12 protein-coding genes and 1 other RNA gene are annotated in these 14399 nt (G+C 29.9%); 8 read left to right on the top strand and 5 right to left on the bottom strand.

Features of this window, described 5'->3' with window-relative positions; genetic code table 11:
• The first annotated feature begins 187 nt into the window (after window positions 1–187).
• The 3 genes from xerA (at window position 188) to WNY60_RS09900 (ending at window position 3637) form a co-directional block, all read left to right on the top strand.
• Window positions 188–1084 carry a site-specific tyrosine recombinase/integron integrase gene (xerA, locus tag WNY60_RS09890; RefSeq protein WP_342862257.1) on the top strand — a complete coding sequence of 299 codons (897 nt, stop codon included), beginning with the start codon at window positions 188–190 and terminating at the stop codon, window positions 1082–1084.
• Between the two features lie 114 nt (window positions 1085–1198).
• Window positions 1199–2332 (top strand): PAS domain-containing sensor histidine kinase, encoded by a 1134-nt coding sequence (locus WNY60_RS09895; RefSeq protein WP_342862258.1) that lies wholly within the window; start codon window positions 1199–1201, stop codon window positions 2330–2332.
• Between the two features lie 165 nt (window positions 2333–2497).
• Entirely contained in the window at window positions 2498–3637 is a 1140-nt protein-coding gene (locus tag WNY60_RS09900) for a PAS domain-containing protein (protein WP_342862259.1), read from the top strand.
• A gap of 30 nt (window positions 3638–3667) precedes the next feature.
• On the opposite strand, the gene rny is transcribed toward WNY60_RS09900, so the two are convergent.
• From rny to WNY60_RS09920, 4 genes are all read right to left on the bottom strand, one after another.
• Window positions 3668–5239: a ribonuclease Y gene (rny, locus tag WNY60_RS09905; protein ID WP_145001517.1), complete on the bottom strand. Its 1572-nt coding sequence runs from the start codon at window positions 5237–5239 to the stop codon at window positions 3668–3670.
• Window positions 5240–5290: 51 nt separating this feature from the next.
• Window positions 5291–5417: non-coding RNA, 6S RNA (gene ssrS / locus WNY60_RS09910), on the bottom strand.
• A 59-nt stretch (window positions 5418–5476) separates the two neighbouring features.
• Window positions 5477–5770, bottom strand: coding sequence for a cell division protein ZapA (locus WNY60_RS09915; RefSeq protein WP_145001516.1), 294 nt, complete (start codon window positions 5768–5770; stop codon window positions 5477–5479).
• Between the two features lie 15 nt (window positions 5771–5785).
• Window positions 5786–6076: a hypothetical protein gene (locus WNY60_RS09920; protein WP_145001515.1), complete on the bottom strand. Its 291-nt coding sequence runs from the start codon at window positions 6074–6076 to the stop codon at window positions 5786–5788.
• Between the two features lie 175 nt (window positions 6077–6251).
• On the opposite strand from WNY60_RS09920, the gene WNY60_RS09925 reads away from it, so the two are divergent.
• From WNY60_RS09925 to WNY60_RS09945, 5 genes are all read left to right on the top strand, one after another.
• Window positions 6252–7940 (top strand): M23 family metallopeptidase, encoded by a 1689-nt coding sequence (locus WNY60_RS09925; RefSeq protein ID WP_342862260.1) that lies wholly within the window; start codon window positions 6252–6254, stop codon window positions 7938–7940.
• A gap of 11 nt (window positions 7941–7951) precedes the next feature.
• Window positions 7952–10417 carry a carboxypeptidase-like regulatory domain-containing protein gene (locus WNY60_RS09930; RefSeq protein ID WP_342862261.1) on the top strand — a complete coding sequence of 822 codons (2466 nt, stop codon included), beginning with the start codon at window positions 7952–7954 and terminating at the stop codon, window positions 10415–10417.
• 1 nt (window position 10418) lies between these two features.
• Window positions 10419–11318: a hypothetical protein gene (locus tag WNY60_RS09935; protein ID WP_342862262.1), complete on the top strand. Its 900-nt coding sequence runs from the start codon at window positions 10419–10421 to the stop codon at window positions 11316–11318.
• An 11-nt stretch (window positions 11319–11329) separates the two neighbouring features.
• The gene (locus tag WNY60_RS09940) at window positions 11330–13015 is read left to right on the top strand and encodes a hypothetical protein (RefSeq protein WP_342862263.1); all 1686 of its coding nucleotides are present in this window, start codon (window positions 11330–11332) and stop codon (window positions 13013–13015) included.
• Window positions 13016–13113: 98 nt separating this feature from the next.
• Window positions 13114–13500: a DUF2306 domain-containing protein gene (locus WNY60_RS09945; protein ID WP_342862264.1), complete on the top strand. Its 387-nt coding sequence runs from the start codon at window positions 13114–13116 to the stop codon at window positions 13498–13500.
• A gap of 74 nt (window positions 13501–13574) precedes the next feature.
• Here the strand turns inward: WNY60_RS09945 and WNY60_RS09950 are convergent, their stop codons facing one another.
• Window positions 13575–14366 carry an alpha/beta hydrolase gene (locus tag WNY60_RS09950; protein WP_145001509.1) on the bottom strand — a complete coding sequence of 264 codons (792 nt, stop codon included), beginning with the start codon at window positions 14364–14366 and terminating at the stop codon, window positions 13575–13577.
• Window positions 14367–14399 lie beyond the last annotated feature (33 nt).

Below are 14399 nucleotides of genomic sequence, written 5' to 3' on the forward strand. Positions count from 1 at the left end.
AATTTAAAAATTTGTTTTGATTAATACCTTGGCAATTTAGCAATTCTTTAACAAAACAAAAAATAGCTTTAACACACTATTAACACTTGACGCAAGGTTTAAAGTTTTAATCATTAATATTCAATCACTTACAAAAATAGAGGTGTTTTTAATTTAACATGATTATAAATTAATACCTTTAAACCCTATGAAATGGCACCAAGCATTAGAGGATTATTCCATGTATTTAAAAATAGAAAGAGGACTTTCTGTTAATTCTGTTAATAGTTATTTATTAGACGTAAAAAAACTTATTAAATATTTAGAAGCTAACACAATTAGCCACTCACCTATTACCATAGATAACGCTATAATAAAAGCCTTTATTTATGATGCTGCCAAAAATTTAAATCCAAGGTCACAGTCTAGATTAATATCTGGTTTAAAAGGCTTTTTTAATTATTTAATTTTTGAAGATTACAGAAAAGATAATCCGTTAGATACCATAGACTCACCCAGAATTGGACGTAAATTGCCTGATACGTTAAGCGAGAATGATATTAATAATTTAATTAGCGCAATTGACTTAACACATCCACAAGGTCAACGCAATAAGGCCATATTGGAAGTATTATATAGTTGTGGTTTACGTGTTAGTGAACTTACTAATTTAAAAATTTCTGATTTATTTTTTGATGAAGGGTTTTTAAAAATTACTGGTAAGGGTGACAAGCAACGTTTTGTACCAATATTGAAGGACACTCAAAAATATATTTTGATTTATAAAAACCAAATTAGAAATCATTTAACCATAAATCCTGACCATCAAGATATTTTGTTTTTAAATAGAAGAGGTAAACAATTAACTAGGGCTATGATTTTTACGATAATAAAAGATTTAGCAAAAAAGATTAAGTTGGATAAAACTATTTCTCCGCATACATTTAGACATTCATTTGCAACACATTTACTAGAAAATGGTGCAGATTTAAGAGCTATACAATTAATGCTTGGTCATGAAAGCATTACCACCACAGAGATTTACACACATTTAGACCGATCGCATTTAACAACTGTGATAAATAATTTTCACCCAAGAAAATAAAAAAAACTTTTAAATATGTTGTTAAAAATCAGTATTTTAACATATATTTGTGCTGTTGATTAAAGCAAATTGACTGAATCCCTTTGTAACTAACTATTTAATAAACACTACTTTATGTCAGAGTTAATTAAGGGTATTCTAAACAATCAAAATTCTTTTCAAATTAGAAATGAGAACTGGGAATCTACATTAGAAATATCTAAGGTAGGCATCTGGGATTTTTGCGCGTCCAGTCAATCCGTTTTTTTTTCTAAACCATCTAAAGCCATTATAGGCTTTGAAAACGACGACACATTTGGGCAAAATATAAACGATTGGAATGATCGTGTACATCCTGAAGATAAAGAACAATACCATAAGGATTTTCAAGAGCACATTAATGGAATAAAACCCTATTACGAAAACAAACATAGGGTAAAACATAAAGATGGATCTTATAGATGGGTTTTAGATCGTGGTAAAGTTATCGAAAAAAATAAGCAAGGAGAAGCCTCTAGATTTATTGGAACACATGTAGATATTACAAAATATGCTTTAAATGAATTAAAAGTACAAGAAACTTTAGACTTAGTAGTTAAGCAAAACAGTAAACTGCAAAACTTTGCACACATTGTGACTCATAATCTAAAACAACATGCAGGAAATTTTGAAAGCCTTTTAGATTTTTATAAAGAAGCGCAAACTGTGTCTGAAAAAGACCAAATGATGGAGTATTTAATTACATTATCTAAATCTTTATCTAAAACTATAAGTAATTTAAACGAAATAGTTACTGTACAATCCAAGCAAAAAACAGATACTGAAAAGCTATGTATTAATACTGAAATTAATAACGTTTTAACGGACTTAAATTATCATATATCAGAAAACCACGCACTGATACATAATAATACAACTCCAGACTGTTTTTTAAATTTTAACACCTCTTATTTTCACAGTATTATACAAAACTTAGTATTAAATGCTATAAAGTACAAGCATCCACAACGTCATCCAGAAATACATATTAGTAGCACATGTACGGAACAGTCTATTGAAATACAAATTACAGATAATGGCTGTGGTATAGATTTAAAAAAGTTTGGTAAGGATATCTTTGGATTATATAAGACGTTTCATAAAAACCATGACTCTGAAGGTGTGGGATTATATTTAGTAAAAAATCAAATTGAAGCTTTTGGTGGAACAATCACTGTAGAAAGTACTGTAAATTTAGGAACCACGTTTACTATAACGCTACCTAATTAACAAGAATAATCTTCCTAAACAAAAAATAAAATCACATTTAATCGATGATATTAGTGTTTAATCTAAAAAAAATGCATTTTATCGATATAATTATTTATTTCAACTAAGTAACTTATAACCAATCATAATTTTAGATATTTGTTTGCACGCCAAATACTGTTTAAAATGAAGATCAATGAAAATGCTAAAAATGAAGATTCAACTTTTGAGGAGTTGAAATGGAAATTTGCCTTACAAAATTCAGGTATAGGACTTTGGGATTGGAATTCTAAAACAAGTAAAGTTTTTTACTCAAAAGAATCCAAACAAATTATAGGTTTTAATGAAGACGAAATAAGCTCTGAAGCTTCAGAATGGGATAAGCGTGTGCATAGAGATGATATTGATGATTACTATGAAGACTTCAATAATCATATTAATGGAGACAATCCAGAATATAAAAACATCCACAGAATACTGCATAAAGACAATACCTATAGATGGATTTTGGACCAAGGTAAAATTATTGAGTATGATGATAATGGTAAACCGGTCAGAATAATTGGGACACACACTGATATTACCAAACAAAAAGAAACGGAACGCTCCTTAAAAAAATCTATAGATTTAATAACAGTACAAAACAATAGACTGCAAAGTTTTGCACATATCGTCTCTCATAATTTAAAAGAATACGCTAGCAATTTTGAAAGCATTATCACATTTCATGATGAAGCAGACTCAGAAGCGGAAAAACAAGAGATGTTTAGACACCTAAGAACAGTGTCTAAGGCGTTATCTAAAACATTACTTAACCTACGTCATATTGTAAGCGTACAATCTAAAAAGCACATAAAGGGTAATGTAATGTCTGTTGGTCGTGAGGTAAATTTAGCAGTAAACGATTTATCATATCTTATAGCCGAAAGTAGTACTATACTGTACAATAATGTCGAGCATGATTGCAAAATTTGTTTTAGTTCATCCTACTTCCAAAGTATTATGCACAACTTAATTACTAATGCTATTAAGTATAAACATCCTGATCGTAAACCGGAAATAACAATATCATCTAATTGCACAAAAGACAATTTGGAGTTAACTATTACTGATAATGGTTTAGGATTAGATTTAGATAGATATGGTAACGAGGTTTTTGGATTATATAAAACGTTTCATAAAAACAAAGATGCAGAAGGTGTTGGCTTATATTTAATTAAAAGCCAATTAGAAGCTTTTGGAGGTACAATAACCATAAACAGTACTAAAGATGTAGGATCTACATTTAATATTATTATACCAAAGCAAAAAAAAATCCAGCTATAAGCTGGATTTTTTATTTAAACTATATTAAAACTACTTAGCAATATTAACTGCTCTAGTTTCTCTGATTACTGTAACTTTTACTTGTCCTGGATAAGTCATATCAGTTTGTATTTTTTGAGAAATACTAAAGGATAAGTCTGCAGCATTTTGGTCACTTACTTTTTCGCTTTCAACAATTACACGTAATTCTCTACCAGCTTGTATAGCGTATGCTTTTTTAACACCATTAAATCCAAATGCTATTTCTTCTAAATCTTTTAAACGTTGGATATAACTATCTAAAACTTGACGTCTTGCTCCTGGTCTTGCTCCTGATATAGCATCACAAACTTGGATTATAGGAGATAATAAAGATTTCATCTCTATTTCATCGTGATGGGCTCCAATAGCATTACAAACCTCTTCTTTTTCGCCATATTTTTCTGCCCATTGCATACCTAAAATAGCGTGTGGTGTTTCCATATCTGCTTCTGCATCTGGTACTTTACCAATATCATGTAATAAACCTGCACGTTTAGCTAATTTAGGATTTAAACCTAATTCTGCTGCCATAACACCACATAGTTTAGCTACTTCACGCGAGTGTTGTAATAAATTTTGTCCGTATGAAGAACGGTATTTCATACGACCTACCATTTTAATTAATTCTGGATGCAATCCGTGAATACCTAAATCGATAACTGTACGCTTACCTACTTCAATAATTTCTTGTTCTATTTGCTTAGTTGTTTTTTGAACAACTTCTTCAATACGTGCTGGATGTATACGACCATCTGTAACTAATTTATGTAATGATAAACGGGCTACTTCTCTTCTAACCGAATCAAAACATGATAAAATAATTGCTTCTGGTGTATCATCTACAATAATCTCTACTCCTGTTGCAGCTTCAATTGCACGAATATTACGACCTTCACGACCAATAATACGTCCTTTTACATCGTCGCTTTCAATGTTAAATACAGATACGCAATTGTCTACAGCTTCTTCTGTACCTATACGTTGAATGGTATTAATAATAATTTTTTTAGCGTCTTGTTGAGCAGTCAATTTAGCCTCTTCCATCTTGTCTTGTACGTAAGACATAGCTTCACTTTTAGCTTCACCTTTTAAAGACTCTACTAATTGTGATTTAGCTTCTTCTGCAGATAAACTAGAGATAACTTCTAATTGCTCTACTTGACTTTTATGTAGCCTATCTAACTCTTCTTGTTTTTTTTCTAAAACATCAAGTCTATGGTTATAATCTTTTACTTTTTCTTCTATGTCTGTATTTAGTTTTTTGTTTTTTGATAACTCACTAGATACTTGAGACTCTTTATCTCTGATACGTTTTTCTGTATCAGCCATTTTTTTATCACGCGACAAGATTACCTTTTCGTGTTCTGCTTTTAATTCTAAAAATTTTTCTTTTGCTTGAAGTATTTTGTCTTTTTTGATGCCTTCTCCTTCAACATTTGCTTCTTTTAAAATGCTAGCTGCCGATTTTTTAGCGCCTTTAATAAGTTTAGAAGCGTTGTTTTTTTCAAGCACTTTAGCAATTATAAAACCTACTATGGCTCCAATAGCAAGACCTGCTATAATTAAAATTGTATTATCCATTTTTGATTGTTTATGTATATAAAAAAAGCCTACACTAATTTAGTTTTGTATAAACTCCTTAAAAACAAGTTTAGGGCTAACAAGCTGATCAAGGATCTGCCCAAACAGTGATAAATCACTATTAGCAGCATGCTTTTACAACTTAAAACTCACCCTTTTTAAAGAATTAACGTTGAGTTTATCAAAAAAATAATTAATGTAGGCAGTAACCTAATATTGTTATGTTATAAGAACGTATTATAAACTAAGATGCGATTGCAACATGTCATTTAAAGCTTCTAACTTATCCTGAACATGCTCCTCCACATGGTTTTTATCTAAGGCTTTCTGTTCTACTTGACTAGCAAATTGTAAAGCGCACATGGCTAAAACATCTTGCTTATCTCGCACAGAATAGCTTTGCTCAAATTTGGTAATCATAGCCTCTATCTTCTTTGCTGCTAAACGCAGTCCTTCTTCTTGACTAGGTACAATAGTTAATGGGTAGACTCTATTTGCAATAGATAACTTTATTTTAAGCGTGTCTGCCATAAAAACTATATAATATTAACTAGAAAGTTGGCTTATACAATGGTCAATCTCTCTAATTAATGTGTTTATTTTGAGCTTTGTTTCTCGTTTATCGTTGTCACTGCCTAGTATGGTATTAGCCATTTTTAAAGTGTCATACTTTTCTTGCCAACTCTTTAATTCTAAATCCTTAGCAACTATCTTAGATTGTGATTGTTCTAAAGCTTCTTTAAGCTTTGCGTTTTCTAGTTTTAAAACTTGTTGCCTTGATAAGACCTTTCTAATTTTATTTTCTAGCGCATCAACAATGGTTTCAATCTTACTCATTAACTAATACTATACTTATCTTACAAAGTTAATCAAACCTTAACACTTTGCAATTAATTTTTCATAAATTTTTATTATATCTTAAATTTAACTCATTATCAATTAAATGGCTTAGTCTTTGATTTTACTTTGGTAATTAAAACCTAATTTATATTTTAGCAGTAACCATTTATTTATGCGACACATACTTTTATTACTCGTTTTTTTAACAACATCGTCTATTGCGCAAAACATTTATCCACTGGATTACTTTAGGTCTCCTTTGGATATAGAGTTGGTCTTATCAGGGACATTTGCTGAGCTTAGAAGCAATCATTTTCATTCTGGATTAGATATTAAAACTAAACAACGAGAAGGCTTAAGTGTCTATGCTGCTGCTAGTGGTTATATAAGCAGAATTAAAATTTCGCATTACGGTTATGGTAAAGCTATTTATATTACACATCCTAATGGTTATGTTACTGTCCATGGACATTTACAACGTTTTTCTGACAAGGTTGAAGCCTATGTAAAAAAGCATCAATATGAAAAGGAAAGTTTTGAAATAGAATTATTTCCGGACATGAACGATTTAATAGTTACTAAAGGCGAGGTCTTTGCTTATTCCGGAAATACAGGTGGTTCTGGTGGACCACATCTTCATTTTGAAATTAGAGATAATCAAGAACGACCTATTAATCCATTACTGTTTGGATTAAAAGTTAAAGACAGTAAAAAGCCAATTGTAAAAAGCATGTATGCTTATCCGATAAATGATTTATCACATGTTAATGGTAGTAATTTAAAACAAAAACTGCGCGTAATTCCTCAAAAAAATGGAGATTATAAAGTAGAAGATTTAACTGCTTACGGAAAAATAGGCTTTGCTGTTAACACTATAGATCAACAAGATTTGGCTGCTAATAAAAATGGTGTTTACAAAATTGAAACCTTTTATAATGGAGCACAAAATTTTACAATTGATTTTAGAAAATTTTCTTTTGACGAAACTAAACATCTAAATAGATTAATAGATTACACACATTATAAAGATGAAAAAGAGCGTCTTCAAAAATTATTTTTAGACACCAATAACCCGTTAAGCTTATACAAAGACAAGATTGACGATGGGTATTTAGTTATTTACGATACTGTTTCTAACGTTTATAAAGTTAAAATCTCAGATTTTGAAGGTAATGAAACTAATATTGATATAAACATTAAAGGTGAAGATAAACAACCAAATGATGTTTCTAAAAACTTTACATCTCCTTATTACATCAAATCAGGTGAAGCAAACGTTTTAGAAAACCAAAATATAAAAGTAGACTTTCCTAGAGAGACCTTTTATGACGATTTTTTTATAGACTTTAGAGTTAATGGTGATACTTTAAAATTACACGAAAACAACCTAGCGTCTAAAAAATATTTTACCATAAGCTACGATGTAAGTAATTACAATCCTGAAGATTTAAAACAAGTTTATATTGCCAGATTAGTTGGATGGAATAATTTTTTAAGCTACTCCTCTACCCAAAGAAAAGATAATATCCTTTTTACTAGAACTAAAAATTTAGGAACTTACTGTTTAGCTAGAGATACTGTTAATCCAACAATAACACCTGTTAGTTTTAAAGATGGTCAGTGGTTAAGTAAATACCGTTTTTTAAAAGTTAAAATTGACGACAAACATACAGGTATATCCAATTATAGAGCAACCTTAAATGGTCAGTGGATTTTAATGGAATATGATTACAAAAAGAAAACCTTAACATACGATTTTAATGATAAAGTCGTTACAGACACTAAGAACAATTTAAAAATTATTGTAACAGATAATGTAGGAAATAGCAGTACATTTGAAGCAAGCTTTTTTAGAAAATAACACACCTACCCTTGGACAAACCTAACTATACCATTAGATTACTAGCTTTTTTATTCCCTTTATTTTGTTTAGCGCAAACAGGAACTATAAAAGGCGTCATTTTAAACGAATTTAATCAGCCCATTGATGCTGTTAATATTAAAAGTGATGACAATGGAGTGCAAACCAACGACAACGGGTTTTTCGAAATTAAAATTCCTGCAAATAAAAATGTAAAAATTATATTTTCTCATGTTTCGCATAAAAATATCATTGCCACCTTCAATTTAAAAAATGGAGAAACATTAGAGTTTAATCCCGTTTTAAAAGAAAATGTAGAGCAAATAGAAACGGTCGTTATTAGTGGAAAAAGACGAAAGGATGTGGAAGGTATTGTAAATATTGATCCAGCCACCTTAAAAAAAATACCTGGTGCTCAAGCAGGTGTAGAAAATTTACTTAAAACATTACCAGGTGTTAGTAGTAATAATGAGCTAAGCACACAATACTCGGTTAGAGGTGGGAATTATGACGAAAACTTAATTTATGTAAACGGAATTGAAGTGTATAGACCTTTTTTAATAAGATCTGGACAACAAGAAGGCTTAAGTTTTGTTAACTCGGATTTAGTACAAAATGTAGATTTTTCAGCAGGTGGATTCCAAGCTAAATATGGAGACAAATTATCGTCTGTACTAGATATTACGTATCGTAAACCAACAGACAACACAGTAGCAATTGACGCCAGTTTATTAGGTGCAAGTGTCGCTTTAGAAAACGTTAGCAAAGATTCAAAATTTACAAGTATCGTTGGATTACGTTACAGAGATAATAGCTTATTGGTAAATGCTAAAGAAACCGAAACTAATTTTAATCCAACCTTTGCAGACGTGCAAAGTTATTTAACTTACCAATTTACAGACAAGTTGGAAGTTAGCTTTTTAGGTAATGCATCACTTAATAAATACAATTATATTCCATTAACTAGACAAACTAACTTTGGGACCTTAGATAATCCTCAAGCCTTAATTGTGCAATATCAAGGTCAAGAAAAGGATAGATACCAAACGCTTTTTGGTGCTTTAAGTGCTAATTACGCTGTAAATGACGATTTATCTGTAGCCTTAGTAACCTCTACTTATCATACTACTGAAGAAGAATATTTTGACATTTTAGCGCAATATGCTTTAGGAGAAGTTAATAGTAATATTGGTGACGAAAATTTAGGTGAAGTAGAATTTGCAGAAGGTATTGGTAGCCAATTAAATCATGGTCGTAACGATTTAGATGCATTAATTACTAATGTAGAAGCTAAAGGTACTTATACTAAAAATGAAAACGAGTTTAAATTTTCTGTCAAGTATACTAATGAAGATATTAGAGATCGGTTAGTAGAATGGGAAGTTATCGATTCGGCAGGATTTTCTATAAATCCACCAAGTTCGGACGCTTTTAATGACCAACCCTACATGCCATATGAAGGTCCATTAGAAGCTTACCAAAATGTTAAAGCCAGAAACAATACAACTATAAGTAGATTACAAGCTTATGTGCAATGGAGTAAAAGATCCACCATTGGAGAACATGATGTTTGGTACAACGCTGGTGTTAGAAGTCATAGTTGGACTGTCAACGACCAAGGGACCAATCAAGACGTATCACAATCTGTTTTTAGTCCTCGTGCGCAATTTGCAATAAAACCAAACTGGGACAAAGACATGTTATTTAGACTAAGTGGTGGTTTATATTATCAGCCTCCTTTTTACAGAGAGTTACGCGATCAAAACGGAGTTGTACAATCTAACGTTAAAGCTCAAAAATCTGTACATTTAGTATTAGGTAACGATTACAGCTTTAAAATGTGGGACAGACCCTTTAAATTAACTAGTGAGGCGTATTATAAAAAACTTACAGACGTTAATCCATATACGTTAGAAAACGTGCGTATTAGATATCGTGCTACAAATAATGCAGAAGCCTATGCTTATGGATTAGATTTAAGATTAAATGGCGAGTTTGTTCCTGGTACCGAAAGCTGGTTTAGCTTTGGATACCTTAAAACGGAAGAGAACATAAACGACAGAGGTTATATTGCTAGACCAACAGATCAGCGTCTTAAATTTGCTGCATTGTTTCAGGATTATGTACCAAACATACCAAGCATGAAAATGTATTTAAACTTAGTTTATAATACAGGATTACCAGGTGGATCGCCAAGTTATGCAGATCCTTATGTTTTTCAAAATAGATTACCAGACTACAAACGTGCAGATATCGGTTTTCAGTTTGTGTTAGTAGATAAAGACAAGCAATTTGATAGTGGTTGGAAAAAACCATTTAAAGATTTGTCGTTTGGATTTGAAATTTTTAATGTCTTTAATGTTCAAAATTCCATCACTAATACTTGGGTAAGAGATGTGTATAGCAAACGTCAATACGCTATACCAAACTATTTAACACCACGTGTTTTTAATGTAAGAACCACGATGCGTTTTTAAAATGAAAAGTTGCTTCGTTTTAATCATTTTGCTTTGTAGCTCCTTTTGTATTTCTCAAAACAAATTAGCGCAACAAACAATTGACCAATTAAACGAACAATTAAAAATTTATGAAACCCTTTCGCCTCATGGAGATTTGTATTCATTTAAAGATTTAAAACTATCCAAAACTGATATTAAGTCATTTGAAAATACAGATGATGTAATAAACGATTCTTTGCAAGCTTATGCTGCTATTGAAACCATTCAGCATAAAATATTAACCTTAATTAATGTTATTTTTATTTTGAAATCTACTGAAGATTTTGATTTAACAAACAAATTGTACAATGAGATTAGTTATATAACTAGTGACGATAATAAGCTGCATAATTTAGTATTATATGCCAAATCTGGAGGCTCTTATCAATCCAGAATATCTGTTATTTATTATAAACAAAACACCGAATACCAAAAAGTTTACGATACTTATACAGATGAAGGTGATAGCACTCTATTTAAACCTGATGGCTATGATAACATACAGACACTAACCACCAACACTAAGGTAAATTATTTGTTACAAGGAAGTGTCAAAACATGTGGTATGTGTTTTTATAATTACATAACACTTTTGCATCTTGAAAACGATGTATTTACAGTAGATTTTGAATACACAACAGATTCTAGATCGTACGATACTATACTAGATTATAACAATAACAATCAAACCATAACAGTAAATTATCAAACGGATGATTTAAGTGGTCCTGATTGTTTTTGCGAACAAAATACTGATAAAGATCTTACTAATTTTGAGGATGATAGTACCATAGAAAAAGAATGTTATTGCCTATTTAAATTTAATGGTGACACGTTTATTTTAAAAGAACAGAGTGAAACCGTTTTAAAAAGAAATTAAAAATAGATACCATGAAAACCGTACTACTACTTTTATCAATACTAGTCACTAGTTACAGTTTAGCTCAGGATAAAAACACACATTACTATACATTTAATTTAAAAAAAGAAATAACTAAAGACGAATTTCAAAAAATATATTCTAACTATGACACATATCAGAATGTTGTTGAAATAAGAAAAAATGATACTAGTATTATTAAAATGCTACATCCTAGAAAACAATTTGATGTATTAGATCCTATAGTTTTAGATTCCTTAAAAGGGTATTTAAACTATCTAACTAATAAAAAAAACGTCTTTAAAGATTATATTGTTATTAACTACTTTTCTGGAAACGAACCTTATGAAGCGTTTAATTCTGACACTAAAAGTTATGTTGTCGATAAAGGTTATGTCAAAAAAATTAATAAACTTTTAAAGTGTAATCAGTTTTCTATTTATAAAGAAAAAAAAGATATTAAATATTTTGAGGATAAAAAACTCTGGATAAAAGATGATTTAGGTGTTATTAAAAACTTGTTTTTTTATTACCAAATTCCCTACGGAAGTTTTGTGATTATCAAATCGGATGGAACTTTTATATCGTTACATGGAGAGCATAATAAAGATATGGTTTATGAAATCGCTGAAGAAATAAAAAAAGACATTAAAAAAGTAGAACATTACACTTATGACTTTAAACAGAAAATAGAACCTTCTGAATTTGACAGCCTTTTAAATTACAACAATAATAGTATTAGAAATTTTGAATTGAATTTTGAAAGCGATAGCATTTTTTATAAGATGATACATCCTGCAAGACGTTATGGTGTATTAAAAAAACACCAAATAGACTCGGTTAAAAATTATATAAATAAAATCTCAAAAACCCAAAATACCTTTAAAGATTATATTGTTATAAATTATAACTCTGGTGATGCTCCAAATAAAGATTTAAATAGCGAAAGTAGAGCTTATATATACAAACCTGATTATCAAAAACAACTTAATACAATTATCGATTGCAATCAATTTTGGGTCTTTAAAGATGATAAAAACATAAAATACCGCAATAAAAAAAATATAAATTGGATAAAAGACGAAGCATCTGTTTTTAAAAATCTGTTTTTTAAATACCAAATTCCTTATGGTAGTTTTGTCATCATTAAATCTGACGGTAGATATATAGTTAACTATGGTGAATACAGTCCAAATATGGTTTATGATATAGCTAAAGAAGTTTCTGGTCAATCCAGTAATCAAATAACTGACGCATCTAACCTATCCATAATTGATATATTTAAAGCCAATCAAAACTTTACGATTACTAAACCAAAAGATTGGTTCGAGGTGTTTCATCATGGTTATGTTGGTTATACACCAATACAACCAAATGACAATCATTTTAAAACCATTGTGTCTGTTTTTCAACATAACTTAAATACAAAAGCTTTACCATTTAACACGTTTGTTGATAATCAAATTAAACAATATAAAGATGTGGTATCAATTTATAATGCGTCATTAAAAGAAGTAAACAATCACTTAGGAACGGTATATATCCATGAATTTGAAACTGAAACACACCAAGTCATTGTTATGTATTTTCAAAATAATGGACACTATTATCAATATAAATATTCTGCATTAGATAAAAGCTTTAAAAAACATCTAAACAGTGCGTTGCTAATATTAGATAGTATTAGTTTTAAATAACAAATTACAGTCTAGCCTTAAAAAGTTACAATTGAGTAAGTACTATTATTTTACAAATAGTATTGGTAGTACATTTGAGATATACAAAACCAAAAACCATGTCTTACACTACCTTAATGTACCTTCATCTAGCAACTATACTTCCTGCTTTTGTTTTAGGAACAGTTAGTGTTATTTTTAAAAAAGGAACTAACACTCATAAAATAATAGGCAGAATCTACATGCTACTAATGCTATTTACAGCTATTATAACTTTGTTTATGCCTGCTTTTGTTGGTTCAAGATTTTTAAACCATTTTGGATGGATACACCTGTTTAGTTTTTTAACAATTTACACTGTCCCAACAGCTTATATAGCCATTAAAAAAGGAAATGTTAAACGTCATAAATTTAAAATGATAGGTTTATATGTTGGTGCAATACTTATTGCTGGAACGTTTACGTTTATGCCTGGTCGCTATATGCATAGCTTATTATTTGGGTAAAAACATAAGCTCTAAAAAGAAAAAGGAATAGGATTATTATCCAATTTAAACTAATAAATAAAAGGTAATGTCAATTAAATAGCTTCTACCCTATTTTTGATAAAATCTAAACTTGTTTTATTAAACAGTAAAGGTTGCTCCACATTTACCACATGACCACATTTTTCCACAACATACAAAATAGATGTCGAGTGTTTATTTACAATATTTTTTATTGAAGGTAAAAACAAATGATCCTCTGCTCCCATAACATAAAGCGTCGGTATTTTAATATCCTTTGCTCTAAAAAAACGTAATAATGGATTTAACTCAGAGGTTAATTTAAACCACCTGACAAATTCCTTTTGATATAGTTTTTTTGCTTCATTAACAAAAAGTAATCTTGACTTTTTGTGATTTTTTCTTGGCATAATTATAAAAGCAAACAGTCTATATAAATACATGTATGGTACCACGCTTTTAAATATCACGCCTACTTTAATAAGTATTTGAGATCTAAAATCAAGTTTCATTATGGCACCACCCATAATCATACTTTTAACTCTAGAAGGATGCTTTTCGGCTATGTTTCTAATCAATATTGTACCTAAAGATATACCAACAAAATGCGAGCTTTCAATTTTTAAAAAATCTATAACTTCAACAATATCATTAGTAATAGAATCAAAAGTATATTTAGTATTAAATGCATCTTTTAACTTAGGTTTACTATTACCATGACCTCGTAAATCCAGAATAAGTACATTAAATTCGGCTTTAAAATCTCGTATTTGCTTATACCATATAGAGCTGCTTCCTCCTGCTCCATGAACAAAAGTGACCCATTCATTAGAATGAGAATGTAAATATGTTGAGTAGTTTAGCAATTATTTTTTTGAATTGTAAAAGTACAATATAAA

Origin of the sequence: Olleya sp. AS48 (genome assembly GCF_038900355.1) — a bacterium.
GTDB lineage: Bacteria > Bacteroidota > Bacteroidia > Flavobacteriales > Flavobacteriaceae > Olleya.